The organism is Gammaproteobacteria bacterium (genome assembly GCA_016195665.1).
Classification (GTDB): domain Bacteria; phylum Pseudomonadota; class Gammaproteobacteria; order SURF-13; family SURF-13; genus JACPZD01.
Map to the genome: position 1 here is coordinate 48,016 of JACPZD010000039.1, position 14,456 is coordinate 62,471.

Annotated in this window: 17 protein-coding genes; 6 read left to right on the forward strand and 11 right to left on the reverse strand. The window is 55.1% G+C overall.

From position 1 onward, the window contains the following. Window positions 1-80: 80 nt before the first annotated feature. The 11 genes from HY028_11480 to HY028_11530 form a co-directional block, all read right to left on the reverse strand. Complete coding sequence (locus HY028_11480; protein MBI3345453.1) at window positions 81-1,274, reverse strand: AI-2E family transporter; 1,194 nt, start codon at window positions 1,272-1,274, stop codon at window positions 81-83. Window positions 1,275-1,666: 392 nt separating this feature from the next. Further along, complete coding sequence (locus tag HY028_11485; GenBank protein ID MBI3345454.1) at window positions 1,667-1,978, reverse strand: BON domain-containing protein; 312 nt, start codon at window positions 1,976-1,978, stop codon at window positions 1,667-1,669. Window positions 1,979-2,143: 165 nt separating this feature from the next. Continuing rightward, a complete protein-coding gene (locus HY028_11490; GenBank protein MBI3345455.1) occupies window positions 2,144-2,302 on the reverse strand; it encodes a DUF3309 domain-containing protein in 159 nt (52 codons plus the stop codon). Window positions 2,303-2,544: 242 nt separating this feature from the next. Beyond that, entirely contained in the window at window positions 2,545-2,889 is a 345-nt protein-coding gene (locus HY028_11495) for a hypothetical protein (protein MBI3345456.1), read from the reverse strand. A gap of 201 nt (window positions 2,890-3,090) precedes the next feature. After that, window positions 3,091-4,542, reverse strand: coding sequence for a catalase (locus tag HY028_11500; GenBank protein ID MBI3345457.1), 1,452 nt, complete (start codon window positions 4,540-4,542; stop codon window positions 3,091-3,093). Window positions 4,543-4,553: 11 nt separating this feature from the next. Then, the gene (locus tag HY028_11505; protein ID MBI3345458.1) at window positions 4,554-4,772 is read right to left on the reverse strand and encodes a hypothetical protein; all 219 of its coding nucleotides are present in this window, start codon (window positions 4,770-4,772) and stop codon (window positions 4,554-4,556) included. Window positions 4,773-4,833: 61 nt separating this feature from the next. Further along, window positions 4,834-4,983 carry a lmo0937 family membrane protein gene (locus HY028_11510; protein ID MBI3345459.1) on the reverse strand — a complete coding sequence of 50 codons (150 nt, stop codon included), beginning with the start codon at window positions 4,981-4,983 and terminating at the stop codon, window positions 4,834-4,836. A gap of 30 nt (window positions 4,984-5,013) precedes the next feature. Further along, the gene (locus tag HY028_11515; GenBank protein ID MBI3345460.1) at window positions 5,014-5,454 is read right to left on the reverse strand and encodes an IPTL-CTERM sorting domain-containing protein; all 441 of its coding nucleotides are present in this window, start codon (window positions 5,452-5,454) and stop codon (window positions 5,014-5,016) included. Further along, window positions 5,451-5,873: a hypothetical protein gene (locus HY028_11520; protein MBI3345461.1), complete on the reverse strand. Its 423-nt coding sequence runs from the start codon at window positions 5,871-5,873 to the stop codon at window positions 5,451-5,453. Before HY028_11520 ends, HY028_11515 begins: the two co-directional genes overlap by 4 nt. Window positions 5,874-6,365: 492 nt before the next feature. After that, entirely contained in the window at window positions 6,366-6,581 is a 216-nt protein-coding gene (locus tag HY028_11525) for a glycine zipper 2TM domain-containing protein (GenBank protein MBI3345462.1), read from the reverse strand. A gap of 162 nt (window positions 6,582-6,743) precedes the next feature. After that, window positions 6,744-6,968, reverse strand: a complete 225-nt coding sequence (locus tag HY028_11530) for a CsbD family protein (protein MBI3345463.1) — start codon at window positions 6,966-6,968, stop codon at window positions 6,744-6,746. Between the two features lie 572 nt (window positions 6,969-7,540). Between HY028_11530 and HY028_11535 the strand changes: the two genes are divergently transcribed. From HY028_11535 to HY028_11560, 6 genes are all read left to right on the forward strand, one after another. Continuing rightward, window positions 7,541-8,269, forward strand: a complete 729-nt coding sequence (locus HY028_11535; protein ID MBI3345464.1) for a Crp/Fnr family transcriptional regulator — start codon at window positions 7,541-7,543, stop codon at window positions 8,267-8,269. Window positions 8,270-8,554: 285 nt separating this feature from the next. Beyond that, the gene (locus HY028_11540; protein MBI3345465.1) at window positions 8,555-10,273 is read left to right on the forward strand and encodes a response regulator; all 1,719 of its coding nucleotides are present in this window, start codon (window positions 8,555-8,557) and stop codon (window positions 10,271-10,273) included. Then, window positions 10,266-11,096: a response regulator gene (locus tag HY028_11545; GenBank protein MBI3345466.1), complete on the forward strand. Its 831-nt coding sequence runs from the start codon at window positions 10,266-10,268 to the stop codon at window positions 11,094-11,096. Before HY028_11540 ends, HY028_11545 begins: the two co-directional genes overlap by 8 nt. Before the next feature lie 360 nt (window positions 11,097-11,456). Next, window positions 11,457-11,738, forward strand: a complete 282-nt coding sequence (locus tag HY028_11550) for a hypothetical protein (GenBank protein ID MBI3345467.1) — start codon at window positions 11,457-11,459, stop codon at window positions 11,736-11,738. Between the two features lie 691 nt (window positions 11,739-12,429). Next, window positions 12,430-13,320, forward strand: coding sequence for a DUF3494 domain-containing protein (locus HY028_11555; GenBank protein ID MBI3345468.1), 891 nt, complete (start codon window positions 12,430-12,432; stop codon window positions 13,318-13,320). A gap of 269 nt (window positions 13,321-13,589) precedes the next feature. Then, entirely contained in the window at window positions 13,590-14,411 is an 822-nt protein-coding gene (locus HY028_11560; GenBank protein MBI3345469.1) for a CerR family C-terminal domain-containing protein, read from the forward strand. Window positions 14,412-14,456: the final 45 nt, after the last annotated feature.

Below are 14,456 nucleotides of genomic sequence, written 5' to 3' on the forward strand. Positions count from 1 at the left end.
CCATATCAAGAAAGGTTGTTTTTTTCTCAATCCATCCTGAAAGCTCGTTCGCACTCCATCCAGGTTGCGTAGACATCCTGTTATTCTCCCAGCAGCTCGCCCACACGTTTTAAATCTTCCACATGGTCGCATACGGCCTTGATGGCCATGAGAACGGGTATGCCTAGCAATAAACCCCACACGCCCCACAACCAGCCCCAAAACAGCACGCCTGCGAAAATCACCACCGCGTTCATCCGGCTTGCCCGGCTGGTAAGCCACGGCGTCAGCAATAAACCTGCGAGACTGTGGATGACCAGTGAGATCCCGGAGACCATGATCGCCATGCCTACTGTTCCGAATTGGAGAAAGGCGACCAGTGCCGTGCCACCGGTAACGATAACCGCACCGAGGTAGGGGATAGTATTTAATATCGCGGCGGCGATTCCCCAAATTGCCGCATGCTCCAAGCCGATCCACATAAACGCGAGCCAGGTCGCCACCCCCACAAGAAGACTGGTGAATACCTGCACCAGCAGATAACGTTGAATCTGGCCGGTGATTTCATCCAACACTTGGAGGGTGATTTTTTTCTTGCTAAAGGTGGGGCCGCTGATCCTGACCAGTTTGCGCCGGAAGCTGTCGCCTGAAACCATCAGAAAATACGCGAGAAACAATACTATGACGACCTGACCGGCAAACCCGACCGCACCCATCGTTCCGGCCCAAAGATAGTCCTGAATATTAAACTTGGGTTTTTCGATTTGCACACGGGTCACCCCCTGCGGGGGGGTGGGAGACGGGGTTGGTGTATCGCTCACCGCCTTCTCCATCTCGGTGGTGGCTTTTTGCACTTTCTCGATCGCGCTTTCGGACGTCCCCCGTTCCCTGCGCAGCGTCTGGCGGAACTTCTGCGCCGCTTCGGGCAAAGTTTCTATCGTCGCGGCGGCATCGTCGCTGAGTGAGTAAGCCAGAGAGCTTATCCCGCCCACGATACCCATCAACAACACTGCGGCCCCTATTGCCCGCGGGATTCGCCATTTTTGCATCAAGTTGACGAGGGGGAAAAGCGCATAGCTGATCATCACGCCAAACATCAGCGGGATGAAAAACGCACGGGCCCAATACAGCGCGAAGATGACTGCAACCACCGTGAGCAGCGCGAGCGAAAGGCTGTGCACGTCAACCGGCATGCGGACAGTGGGCTGCTGTGTAGCGTCCGGCGCGACCGTCTCCTGACTGGCCAGGGATTCTCCAGCATGGTTTTCTGCGCCGTCCTGGGGTTCAGAGTTCATGGGTGCAGCAGATGAAATAGCAGTGGTGTTCATGGCACCTTGTCCTAGGCAGGGTGGCGTGGATTAGTGGAGCGTAAACCCTCCGATGCTGGAGTCAAGCCTTCACACACTCGCCATGTGGTTATACGGCCAAAGCTCATTGAGCGTTTGTTTAGTGCATAAAGAAATAAACAATCACTAACACAAACACCGGAACACCGAGCAGCCACGCAATCAGATATTTACCCATGACGTTTCCCCTTCATGAAGCTACTGTATGAAAGCGCTGCCTGGGCTAGTCAACCATTTCGCGGCTGACTCAGCACCAGCGATCACTTGCCAGTGGTCAAATAATCGCGCGCCCTGCTGGACAGGATGTCCAGCAGGGCGCGCGGCCAGCCTATTTAGTGTTGTTACTTGCGCAGCAAGTCATTCTTGACGGATTTCACACCCTTGACCTTGCGCGCAACTTCGACCGCTTTGTTAATGTCGGCCTTGTCATGGACGAAGCCGCTTAACTGAACCACGCCTTTGAAGGTTTCAACGTTGATCTCGGCCACTTTCAGGGAAGGTTCATTGAGAATTGCCGCCTTCACGTTGGCAGTAATGATAGAGTCGTCAATATACTCTGCGGTGCCTTCATGTTTTGCCGTCGAGGCGCAACCGAGCATAATAGCCAATATAAGGGCGAAGAAGAAAGTAGAAACATTTTTAAGTTGATTCATGGTGAAACCCTCCAAATATATAATTAAGCCAAATACCCTTCAATGCTGAAAACATAAAGGGTTCCTACGACACACCCTTGTCGCGATGCTAAAATCCGAACTTCGCCCCCGCGCTTTGCTTTTCGACGGGTATCCGCCGCCGGAAAGAAAAATTGAATTAGCAGGTTATATCCGGCCCAGCAGAAACAGAATCAAAACTATCACCAGCACCAATCCAAGAGCGCCACTGGGGCCATAACCCCACGCCCTGCTGTGCGGCCAGGTTGGAATCGCACCAAGCAACATCAGAATCAAAACTACCAACAGTATCGTTCCTAATGACATTTCATTTCTCCTTCGAAAAACCTTAGAGACAGTCTAGCCGCACAACCGGGCGTAGTCGGTGCGGTGGCGCACATAAGGTGGGCCTGCCGGTGATGCCATGGGCGGGAGCCAATACGGAGAACGAAAACTCTGCGGCGTCGGTACTCAAGCTGCTTACGTGTTGGTGGAGTCACCTTGAACACAGAATTTCGGATAGGTCCCGTGCGTCAGGAAATGGGTATTCGCGGTCTGTAACAGCGAAGTCAGTTCGCCGCTTCCGGCGCCTTCATAACCTCAACGTTGTCCGGTACGGGTGGTGGCACCGGAGGAATATGGTAGATCGCTGCCTGGGATTCCACATACTCTTCGATTTGTTCGTCGGTGAGAGCAAGCAGCCTGCCTTTGTCCATCCAGGCGCCCAGTACATGACTCATAATTTCATCGTAGAGCTCGGGGTCCCATTGCCGCTCCTTCCCGACGATGAGTATCGGACTGATGCGGAGATGGAGTGCCTTATAAATACGATTGAGGTTGTCTGCAGCAAGTTGATCTTGGCCACCCCAATTACCTACAGTGCTTGCATCTACGAGATATTTATTTAGGTCCATAGTTGCTTCTCCTGGCTGGTTGTAAAGTGTGAAACTGCGCTAACAGGTTGTTGAAAAAGCCCGTCCATGGGCTTTTTCAACCCGCAAGGCGAAAAATGCGATTTTCGCTTTGCTTCGCAGGCTGTTTTTCAACAGCCTGCTAATCCATTAAGTGTGTTGCGGCTGGGGCAGCGGCGCCGCTGGGAACGCAGTGTTCTCTTTTTATGGTTTCAATCCCATGGCAACACGCTTGCCAAGCTCAGGGTCGGCTTTGGTAAGGTGATCTACCATGCGCTGCTGGATGGGTTTGTCCGCTTTGCCTAAAGAGTCGGTAATGTTATCCACCAAATGATTTTGTTCCTTCTTGCTGAATAAGCGATAGCGTTCGCCTGCCTGAGTGTAGTCATTGGCCAAAGTGATTTTCTGGCGCACGATACCGGCTGCAACGTGATCAACGGCAGGCGTGCCTGTCAGCGGCGCCTCACAAGGCATCCCGCCCGCCAGCGTATTGGGCTCGTAGTTCACCGTTCTGCCACCCTGCGGTGCATACTGCATGGCTCCATCGCGCTGGTTATTATTGACGGGCGCCAAAGGCCGATTGATGGGAAGTTGCAGGTTGTTCGTGCCCACCCGATAGCGCTGGGTATCGGTATACGAGAAGACCCTGCCTTGCAGAAGTTTGTCGGCTGAAAGCTCGATGCCGGGGACGATGGCGGCCGGAGAGAAAGCGGCCTGTTCCACATCGGAAAAATAATTTTCCGGATTGCGGTTCAACACCATTTTACCCACCGGCATCAGCGGGAATTTATCTTCAGGCCAGGTTTTTGTGGCATCCAGAGGGTCGAAGTTCTGCTTCAATTCGTCGGCGATCTCCATCGTCTGGACCTTCAGCTCAAACTCCACCGTTGCGCCGGAGGCAATCGTGTCATGCAGGTCGCGGGTGGCGACGTCCGGGTCTTCCCCGGCAAGCCGGGTCGCCTCGCCGCGATCTATCGTTTCAATCCCGGCGGCGGGTTTCCAGTGATACTTGACGTAGATCGCCTTGCCCTCGGCATTTACCCACTTATAGGTGTTGACGCCAAACCCCTCCATCTTCCTGAAGCTCTTGACCGTGCCACGGTCGGAAAAGAGCCAGACGATCATGTGGGTGGATTCGGGAGTCAGCGAGATGAAGTCCCAAAAGCGGCTGTTCGCGGACGAGCTGGTGGGGATGTTCGTATCGGGAGCGGGCTTAAAGGCATGTACCATGTCGGGAAACTTGACGGCATCCCGAATAAAGAAGACGGGCAGGTTGTTACCAACCAGATCGTAATTTCCTTCTTCGGTATAGAATTTCACAGCAAAACCCCTGGGGTCACGCACTGTTTCTGCTGACCCCCGCGCCCCCACCACCGTGGAGAAACGGACAAACACCGGCGTCTGCTTGGCCGGGTCCTGAAAAACATTTGCGCGCGTGTAGCTCGCCATTGTTTTATACACCTGGAAGTAACCGTGGGCGCCCGCGCCCCTGGCATGCACCACGCGTTCCGGGATGCGCTCACGGTCGAAGTGCGCGAGCTTCTCAATCAGATGTACGTCTTGCAGCAAGACCGGTCCACGCTCACCCACGGTCAGTGAGTTCTGATTGTCGGTGACGGGGACGCCTTGATTCGTTGTAAGGTATTTGTTTTTCATGGCGGATATTCCTAGGACTGCTTGCCCACAACCAGCAGTAGCGCGCCCGCTACGATGGCCCCTACGCCGGCCCAGACCGGGACATTGATTGTCTTCGTGTCCTTGATCGATAGTTCGAGCGAGCCCAGCTTGGCCTGTTGGGTATCCTTGGTGTAGCTGAACTTGCCATACGCCAGCCCCAGGGCGCCCGCCACGATCAACACGATTGCCACGATTTTGATTGCATTCATCTCATCTTCTCCTGAAAGTGATACCTCTGAATCCGCGCCGCATAGATCCCTTCCGGGGTTGCTACAGAGGCTTTCGACCTTGAATGACACGAATCAGAATCACCACGACCGCGATGACCAAGAGAGCGTGAATGAATCCGCCCAGGGTGTACGAGGAGAGCAAACCCACCAGCCACAGGACAATCAAGATGACTACTAGTGTCTCGAGCATTTTTTGCCGCCGGGTAAGAAGCCGCGACGATTATATTGCTTGCCTTCTGCGCATCGCGGCGAAGCCCACGATAACCAGGAGCGCGGCAAACATGACCATCGCCCACTCGGAGAGCGTAGGGATGGCTCCGGTGCCGCCCACGAATCCGGCGCAAGTGGGGACAGTAATGGTATTTGCATCTGTCGTGACTGTTCCGCTAAATGCCAGAGCTCTTCCAGTCAAGTTTGCAAAATGTCCTATCGTGATACCAGCATTATCAAGGATATTTCCCACGAACGTAGGTGTAAGCGATAGCGCAGCGTTTGCTCCCAGCGTCGTGGCGCCGACGGGCGCCCAAAATACATCGGAAGCACAGGCCCCGCCGGCCAGGGTAACGAGGGAATTGTCTCCTGTGTTAAGCGCCCCACCGGGCCTGAAGATGTAAACACCGGCGCCGCTGAGGGTCACGGTCGTGCCTAGAGTTACATTCATTGCGCCACCGCTGAAATAACACCCGGGGGGATAGTTCCTGGCGGATTAGCCCCGATAATTACCGAGTCTAGGGCAATCGCACCCGCGCCGAGAAATGTACAGGCTTGACCATTCACATCCGCCAAGGCGGCGAGTAGATCCACTCCTGTCGCGGGAGGACAAGGTACAACCGTTGTGCCGGTAACTGTCAGCGGAGGTGTTACGGGCGCCGTGGTATAACAAACTGCGGGTAAACCAGCAGTGCCATTGATAATCGTTTGCGGCGCGGTGTTGGAGTTGGTGAAGGTACTGGAAACGACACCGTATGTGCTAGTCGTTCCAAGGTTTGGCGCGGTCGCGGCATGTACCAAGGAGGGCCCGTAAAGCAGCGCGAGCCATCCCATACTTACTGCCAAAAAAATAAAATTGTTACGCTTCATTTTGAACCTCCCCAGAGAAACTGATCGCAGAAAACCCAGCGCCCATTGAACGCCCGTTGACTGAATTAAGAGCCTGTTCAGCTACCGGTTATCCACCGTCCCGATAGGGACTAAAATAAATACTCTCGTCGTGCGGCGAGAGTTTGTCAGGTGGGCGAAACCTTAAAAACAGTTTAGTCCAACAACCACTGTGCAGTATGTTCGTTGCCGCACATAAGGCGGCCCTGCAATCGCCTCGCCACGAAAACCCAGGCTAAATATGTGTAGGGTCGAATTCATTCGGGCAGAGTGTTTCCTTAAAAAATCTCGTCTGACCCGGATCGAAAAGAATGGCTCAGCCCTGAGTTGAGGGGAGTTCCCGGTATACCGTTTCCCAGGGGATCAAATCCCATATGATTCTCCTTCACGATAAGAATCTATATACAAGAGACGGCTGGCGAGGCGGCCGCATGGGATGCAGACCGACTCGCGCGCCTGTTTATTATTGCTGTGCTATTTTCCGACCTGGCTGCCTATGACGCCACCGACCGCCGCACCGCCGACCGTTCCGATGGCGCTGCCGCCTGTAAGCACGGCGCCCCCGACGGCCCCGGCCCCGGCCCCGATCGCGGTGTTCTTGTCTCGCGTCGTCATTCCCTCACAACCGCCCAAGCCGAGCAGTACTGCCACGGCAACCGTACCGACTGCACATCTTTGCATCGTTTTCATTGGAATACCTCTGTGTTAAACATCGGGTTATACGGAGTCGCACCCGGTCGAGTGCGGCTTACTACTTGACGTACGGCGCATTCGCCTCGGTCATACAATGGTACTTGGCATCGCTGATATTTATGTGGTGACACGGGAATAATGCATAGTCGAAAGCTGACGCTAAGTGGAGCTTGTCGGGCTATAGTCCTTATTGAGCCTTTCAAAGCTCTTGATCTGCTTCTCGGCTTCGTCCTGGGTGATGCCATAGACTTCCTGAATCTTGCCCGCCAACTGAACGCGCTTCCCGGCGATCACGTCGAGGTGATCGTCGGTGAGCTTGCCCCACCGTGTAGTCACCTTGCCCTTGAACTGCTTCCAGTTGCCTTCAACGATATCCCAATTCATATCTCCATCTCCTGTCATGTGTAACTCACTCAATGGGCGGAATTGCCGATCGAGCTTTCTATTTCAGCCGGTGTCCCCGCTCTGTGCATCTTTCCAACGTCAACTCCGGCGGATGCCAGCTACGCAGTCGCGGCGAGACACGTTGCGACAACTACTTGGATTGTTTTCATAGAACCTCCTAATTGGAAATAGCACCTTAGTCGCAAAACCAAACGCAGTCTGTGCGGTGACGTACATAAGGCTACGGTTCGTCACAGTGAGTGTAAGAGAGCCGTGAGCAGGTAAAAAATGGTGCGGCGAACCGCACCCAAGGAGAGAACTGTCAAGACGCTGCCCACTTCCTCTGTGGGCATGTGAAAAGGTTGCGCCAGATCCGCTGGCGGGTCTGTACGCTGGCGTACATAGCGCGATTGTCCTGCAAGTCCGGCGAGCGGCAACTCGCTCAGGTTGACGGCCAATGTACTCTGTGCGGTGTCATGCATAGGGGAGGTGGATCGTTTACACTATGTTTGTAGTGGCCATGTTGGCGTCGTACAATCTTGTGCTGGGGGATTGGAGGGTAGAGGTTGTATATGGCTGACGCGAATAGCCCAAATCAAAATCATCTTGTCGCTGCGCTGCCCACGGCCGAATTCGAGCGCCTGGCTCCCCATCTGGAACTGGTCGCGATGCCGCTCGGAGAAGTCCTCTACGAATCCGGCGGCAAATTGCAACATGTCTATTTCCCCACGACCGCCATCGTGTCTCTGCAATACATCATGGAGAGTGGTGCATCGGCCGAAATCGCGGGTGTGGGCAATGAGGGCATACTCGGCATTTCGCTTTTCATGGGGGGCGAAACCACGCCCAGCCGGGCTGTCGTGCAGACTGCGGGCTACGGCTATCGGCTGAAGGCGCAATTAATGATGCAGGAATTCAATCGCGCCGGGCTGATGATGCGCTTGTTGCTGCGTTACACCCAGGCGCTGCTTACGCAGACGGCGCAGACTGCGGTGTGCAACCGGCACCATTCGGTGGAGCAGCAACTGTGCCGCTGGCTGTTGCTGACCCTCGATCGCTTGCCCGCGAATGAATTGACCATGACGCAGGAATTGATTGCCGGCATGCTCGGCGTGCGCCGTGAAGGTATCACCGAGGCCGCCGGGCATTTGCAGCAAGCGGGGTGTATTCGCTACCGCCGCGGCCACATCACTGTCCTCGACCGGCCGGGCCTGGAGTCGCGCGTGTGCGAGTGCTACGCCGTAGTCAAGAAAGAATTCGATCGCTTGCTCTGCGATGTACAGAACCGCCAAGGCATTTAAAACAGCCTTATGTGTGCCAGCGCACAGAGGGCAGTGGGGATGAGGGGGATGATAGCCATGAAACCAGGGCGTAGCCGCTCGAAGCACCGCTCGCTAGACGCCGACCGCTCCAATGGATCACGGACTGGGCGTATCCCGCGGCACCCTCAAACAAAATATACGTTTATATCTGGCGGCATTAGAGTATAAGTAGACTGAGCACCAGCTAGTATTTCTGTGCCTTTCTCGCGACCCCGTCCGCGTGATCTGCCTCCAGACCATTTCACGCTTTACACGGAGTCGGCCATGTCCGGAAAAAACTGCGATTCAGCCATGCCCAACAACGAGGCCAGCACGGCGGCTGGCCTCACCGAGGTTCGGCGCCAAGCGGCATTGCTTAAAACCGGGGCGTTACAGAACGCGATTCTCAACAGCCCCAACTTCTCGATTATTGCCACCGACGAGAAAGGCATCATTCAATTATTCAATGTCGGCGCCGAGCGCATGCTGGGTTATATGGCCGCTGAAGTCGTGAACAAGATCAACCCCAGCGACATTCATGATCCGCAGGAGGTCAAGGCGCGCGCTCAAGCCTTGAGCCACGAACTGGCCACTCCGATTACGCCGGGCTTCGAGGCATTGGCCTTCAAGGCTTCGCGCGGGATCGAAGACAGCTATGATTTGACCTATATCTGCAAGGATGGCAGCCGCTTTCCGGCGATCGTGTCGATCACGGCGCTGCGCGATGATTATGATGAAATTATCGGCTATCTGTTGATCGGCGCCGATAATTCCGTGCGCAAGCAGGTGGAAGCGGAGCTGACCAACGCCATGGCCGCGGCGGAAAAAGCCAACCTCGCGAAATCGGATTTCCTTTCCAGTATGAGCCATGAGCTGCGTTCCCCGCTCAATGCGATCCTCGGTTTCGCCCAATTAATGGAGTCCGGTTCGCCGCTGCCAACGCCCACCCAGAAGGAAAGCATTGGCCAGATTCTTAAGGCGGGATGGTATCTGCTGGAGTTGATTAACGAAGTTCTCGATCTCGCGCTGATCGAGTCCGGCAAGCTGTCACTGTCGCTGGAATCCATGTCGCTGGTTGACGTCATGCTCGAATGCCAGGCCATGATCGAACCGCAGGCACAAAAAAGCGGCATCCGCATGACCTTTCCCCCGTCCGACTGCCCATTCTATATCAAGGCCGACCGGACCCGCTTGAAGCAGGTTCTCATCAACCTTCTTTCCAACGCGATCAAATACAACCGGGAGGGGGGAACGGTCATCGTGGATTGCAGCGCGAGCACCGCAAAACGCATACGCATCAGCGTGCAGGATACCGGTGAAGGATTGTCTCCCGAAAAACTCGTACAACTTTTCCAGCCGTTCAATCGTCTCGGGCAAGAGGCCAGCGCCGAGGAGGGCACCGGCATCGGCCTGGTGGTGAGCAAGCGGTTGGTCGAATTGATGGGGGGCGAAATCGGCGCGGAAAGCACCGTCGGGGTGGGCAGTGTGTTCTGGATCGAACTGAACTTGGCGGCTGAACCACAAGCTGCCGTCGGCGCAGCCGAACCACTTGCGCCGATTCAAGCGCATGTTCAGCATGGTGCAGCGCTGCGCACCCTGCTGTATGTAGAAGACAACCCGGCTAACTTGAAGCTGGTCGAGCAACTCATCGCGCGCCGTCCCGATATGCGCTTGCTGACTGCTGAGGATGGTACGCGCGGCATCGCATTGGCGCGCGTCCATCAGCCGGAAGTGATCCTGATGGACATCAATCTGCCCGGCATCAGCGGTATCCAAGCGCTGAAAATTCTGCGCGAAGACCCGGCAACGGCGCACATTCCCATCGTTGCCCTCAGTGCCAACGCCATGCCGCACGATATCAAGAAAGGCCTGGAGGCAGGATTCTTCCGCTATCTCACCAAGCCTATCAAGGTCAACGAGTTCATGGATACGTTGGACGTGGCGCTGGAATTTGCGGAAACAGGATTAGACGGCGCACACAGCCGGTACCCAAGTGATGAATAGCACTGCCGACATTCTTAACGCCAGCATTCTGATCGTAGACGATCAGGAAGCCAATGTGCGGCTGCTGGAGCAAATGCTGCGTGATGCCGGTTATGCATGCATTTCATCTACGATGAATCCGCATGAGGTTTGCGAGCTGCATCGCAAGAACCGCTACGACCTGATTCTGCTTGATCTCCAGATGCCCGGCATGGATGGCTTCCAGGTACTGGAAGGCCTGAAGGAAATTGAAACGGACAGCTACCTTCCAGTCCTCGTGATCACCGCCCAGCCGGGCCACAAGCTGCGCGCGCTGCAAGCCGGTGCGAAGGATTTTATTAGCAAGCCGTTTGATCTGGTCGAAGTAAAGACGCGCATCCACAACATGCTGGAAGTGCGGCTGTTGTACAAAAAAATCGAGAACTACAACAAGGTGCTGGAACAGACGGTGCTGGAGCGGACCGCCGAACTACGTAAAAGTGAAGCGCGGTTTCGCCGCCTGACTGAGCTATCGTCCGACTGGTATTGGGAACAGAACGAAAATGGACATTTCACCAAGATTTTCGGCCCGGTGTTTGAAATGCTCGGAATCCGGGTCGACGACGCGCTGGGCAATACAAGGGAAGAGCGGGGCGCGCGCTGGAATGAGGCCGAGCGAAAAATACTTGAAGCGAACCTGGCCGCCAGACGGCCGTTCCTGGATTTCGTCTATAGCCGGACCAGCCCCGACGGCTCGCAGCAATATTTGATGGTGAGCGGGGAGCCGATGTACGACTCGTTCGGCCACTTTACCGGCTACCGCGGGATCGGCAAGGATGTCACCGAAAGCATGCGTCCCGATTAGGGTCTGTGGCGCTTTCGCTCGGCAATGGACGCCGCCACCGTTGCGATTTTTCTGTTCAACCAGGCCACCATAGCGAGGTCCAGCTTCGGCGCAAGGACGGCTTGCGGTTGTCGTGGGGGGTAACAACCGGTAGTCACAGATCTCGGATGATGGATAGATTATTGCTGCCTCCGCCCGCGCTATGTGCGATAGCGCACGGAATCGGCCGATTATTCAGCTTATCCTTAGACAAGCTCTGAAAAAGCCATTCGTGACGTTTTTCAGCATGCACTAGTCATCGTTACCAATGACTGATTAAGCTTGCCAGGCTGCTCACAATAAAGTGCGCAGTTTTTATATTCACTCTTAAGAGGTGCCACCATGAAATATTCGATACTATTTACAGCACTCATAGCGGTGCTCGGATTGAGCGCATGTGAAAGACCGGGCGTGGTCGTGGTCCCAGCAGCGCCAGTCGCAGTCCCGGGTCCAGCCGGCCCGCAAGGCGCTACCGGTACGCAAGGCAATGAAGGGAGTAAAGGAGACGCCGGCAAAACTGGCACACAAGGCACAACTGGAACGCAAGGCTCTGAAGGTGCCAAAGGGGAAACCGGCAAAACCGGCGGTGACACCATCGTGATTGTCCCGGCTCCGGCCAAGTAGAAATAGTGCATGGGGCAACGACGGTAGCCTCGCCACCCACAAAGCGCATCCACGCCGCAAATCGTCTGCTTGCCGCCCTGCCCCGCAAAGACCGTCAACATTTCCATGCGGGCTGCGAGCAAGTCGAGTTGATTTTCGCCGATGTTCTCGGCCAGCGTGGGGATCGCATCCGGCATGTTTACTTCCCGACCGACAGATTCATCTCTTTGCTCACCCCGGGAGATGGGCTACGCCGGTTTGGAAGCCTTCTCTTGCGGGTGTTACCGGGCCGACAAAGAAACGTACAAACGTGTCATGGTATCAGGGCGGCGATGATGGGCTGGAACGCATTCTGTACCTCCGGCGAGACACGGGAGCCATTGACGGTACTACTCTTGAGCTTCATGAGAGGATTTTGCTTCGTAGATACCGAAGAATGTGCTCGTCGGAAAGCTTTACACCTGGTGTTCATGTCTGTCCACAGATAACAAAAATATACCATTAAATCAATATGCTATGATAAGTCGCTCGATTCTTACATAGACATCTAAATCAGTTCATTAATGGTAGTGCGGTTCTTGCACCGGTGCTTTTAATCTGCCGTGTCCGCACGTTAGTAAAGTGATTTTTTCCACCATTTGGGCGAGCCTTTGAAGCCAGCCTTTGAAGCCTTTAATGATACATAACGAATAACGATTTAGGAGTGTATGTGATGAAAACACCAAAATACTTGTCGCTACTGTCATTGGCAGTGATCGGAGCGCTTTACGGCGTCTCTCCAGCGTTGGCCACGCCCATTCTGGGTTCGGATTTGGCGAGCTTTGCGGTCCTGGGCGCTGCGGGAGTGACCAATGTCGCCGTGAGCACCATTGGCGGAAATCTGGGTTCCGCCCCGAATGCCTCGGTCGGCGGGGGGTACGTTTTCACAACTGGATCGTTCCAACAAAATACCCCACTAGCGCAGCAGGCCCAGCTTGATCTCGACCAGGCGATCATTGATCTGTCTGCCTTTGGGGTGGGCATTAACATTCCCGTGTCGGTTGGGGGGAACCTAGATGTATTCCAGGCTGCCAATGGCGGTACGATCGGTCCGGGCACCTATACGGTTGCCGCCCAGGGTGTGAATTTGACGGGAAACCTCATTCTCGACGGAGGAACCAGCAACAGCGCGGTGTGGGTTTTTCAGTTTCCCAGCACGCTCATCACCTCGACCACCTCGAACGTTACCGTGCAAAATGTAGGTGACGGTGCAAATGTCGGGCTGTATTGGAATGTTCACGACGCCGCGACCCTCAACGGCCCTACGTTCTCAGGAAACGTCCTCGCGAGTAATCTCATCAGCAGTGACGGCAATCTGACAATTGGTTGCGGCAGACTCTTGTCGGCCGAGAAACAAGTGACGTTGATTCAAGACACCATCTCCATCGGCTGCGGGGTTCCCGGGTCTACCGGGTTCGGAAGCGGCGGCTTTGACCAAGGCGTGGCTATTGGGTCGGGGGGCACTGGTGGGTCGAACGGCCAAGTCGTCCCCGAGCCAGCCACACTGGCGCTGCTGGGACTCGGACTCGCGGGACTCGGATTTGGTCGACGTCGGCACGCTTGAGATAGACAGTCGGTCACGATAAGCCCTGCTTCGGCAGGGTTTTTTGTTTGTGCGCCGCTATGGAGCCTCTGATTACGTCAGAGGTTCCTGCGGTGATCGAATGGGTGTGCTCTAGGTGATTCGAACCTCTGACCTGTTGGATTGGGATCGTATTTCTAGTCTTTATTGTAACAAGGGCTTATAGGATATATCATTTAATTTCAATAGCTTGATATATCCGTAGTCGTCATCAGTTATCGCTACTTGTCATAGTGAACGTGGCAAAATTGATGCTGCGATGTGAGCCGTCCCGAAGCAGCCCTACTAAATATATCAAACGTTTGATATATTTTTTTTCATGTAGTACAGTGGTAGTCGTGAAATCCCCCCGCCTCCCGGCCCGCGCCACACCTGAAAGCCGTCCCCGCACCGCGCGCAGCGATGGCGAACAGTCGCGCGAGCGATTACTGTACGCCGCGCTGAATCTGTTCGCGCTGAATGGCTTCAGTAAGACCTCTACACGCGACATCGCTAAGGCGGCCAATAGCAACATTGCCGCCATCAGCTACTATTTCGGCGACAAGGCCGGGCTATATCGCGCTGTATTTCTCGAACCGCTGGGCTCGCCGACCCACGACATGGCGTTGTATGCCAACACTAAACTCACACTGAACCAAGCCTTGCGCGGGTTCTACACTGACTTCCTGGAACCGCTCAAACAGGGTGACGTGGCACGTCAGTGCGTGAAACTGCACTTCCGCGAAATGCTCGAACCCACCGGCCTGTGGGAAGAGAAAATAGACCACGGCATCAAGCCGATACACGACGTGCTGGTAAAAGTGCTGTGCCGTCACTTCGGGCGTAAACGCGCCGACGACGACCTGCTGCGGCTGGCGGTGTGTATCGCAGGTTTGGGTGTGCACCTACATGTGGGGCGCGACGTGATAGACGTACTGGCGCCGACACTCAATGCCGATCCCAAGGCGCTGGATCTGTGGATGGGACGCCTGGTGATGTACGCGGAAGCCATGGTCGCCGCCGAGATGCAGCGGCGTAAGTTACTCAGGAGTCATAAAACAAGGCTACAACGTTATAATGTGACTCCTGAGTAAAAACCCTGTTTACTCTACCCCCACCCTGTCCCGCCCCCTCAATAG

What these genes read in the sequence shown, in the direction of transcription:
- HY028_11480 (MBI3345453.1), bottom strand. Translation starts at nt 1,274, where the DNA reads ATGAACTCTGAACCCCAGGACGGCGCAGAAAACCATGCTGGAGAATCC.
- HY028_11485 (MBI3345454.1), bottom strand. Translation starts at nt 1,978, where the DNA reads ATGAATCAACTTAAAAATGTTTCTACTTTCTTCTTCGCCCTTATATTG.
- HY028_11490 (MBI3345455.1), bottom strand. Translation starts at nt 2,302, where the DNA reads ATGTCATTAGGAACGATACTGTTGGTAGTTTTGATTCTGATGTTGCTT.
- HY028_11495 (MBI3345456.1), bottom strand. Translation starts at nt 2,889, where the DNA reads ATGGACCTAAATAAATATCTCGTAGATGCAAGCACTGTAGGTAATTGG.
- HY028_11500 (MBI3345457.1), bottom strand. Translation starts at nt 4,542, where the DNA reads ATGAAAAACAAATACCTTACAACGAATCAAGGCGTCCCCGTCACCGAC.
- HY028_11505 (MBI3345458.1), bottom strand. Translation starts at nt 4,772, where the DNA reads ATGAATGCAATCAAAATCGTGGCAATCGTGTTGATCGTGGCGGGCGCC.
- HY028_11510 (MBI3345459.1), bottom strand. Translation starts at nt 4,983, where the DNA reads ATGCTCGAGACACTAGTAGTCATCTTGATTGTCCTGTGGCTGGTGGGT.
- HY028_11515 (MBI3345460.1), bottom strand. Translation starts at nt 5,454, where the DNA reads ATGAATGTAACTCTAGGCACGACCGTGACCCTCAGCGGCGCCGGTGTT.
- HY028_11520 (MBI3345461.1), bottom strand. Translation starts at nt 5,873, where the DNA reads ATGAAGCGTAACAATTTTATTTTTTTGGCAGTAAGTATGGGATGGCTC.
- HY028_11525 (MBI3345462.1), bottom strand. Translation starts at nt 6,581, where the DNA reads ATGAAAACGATGCAAAGATGTGCAGTCGGTACGGTTGCCGTGGCAGTA.
- HY028_11530 (MBI3345463.1), bottom strand. Translation starts at nt 6,968, where the DNA reads ATGAATTGGGATATCGTTGAAGGCAACTGGAAGCAGTTCAAGGGCAAG.
- HY028_11535 (MBI3345464.1), top strand. Translation starts at nt 7,541, where the DNA reads ATGGCTGACGCGAATAGCCCAAATCAAAATCATCTTGTCGCTGCGCTG.
- HY028_11540 (MBI3345465.1), top strand. Translation starts at nt 8,555, where the DNA reads ATGTCCGGAAAAAACTGCGATTCAGCCATGCCCAACAACGAGGCCAGC.
- HY028_11545 (MBI3345466.1), top strand. Translation starts at nt 10,266, where the DNA reads ATGAATAGCACTGCCGACATTCTTAACGCCAGCATTCTGATCGTAGAC.
- HY028_11550 (MBI3345467.1), top strand. Translation starts at nt 11,457, where the DNA reads ATGAAATATTCGATACTATTTACAGCACTCATAGCGGTGCTCGGATTG.
- HY028_11555 (MBI3345468.1), top strand. Translation starts at nt 12,430, where the DNA reads ATGAAAACACCAAAATACTTGTCGCTACTGTCATTGGCAGTGATCGGA.
- HY028_11560 (MBI3345469.1), top strand. Translation starts at nt 13,590, where the DNA reads ATGCTGCGATGTGAGCCGTCCCGAAGCAGCCCTACTAAATATATCAAA.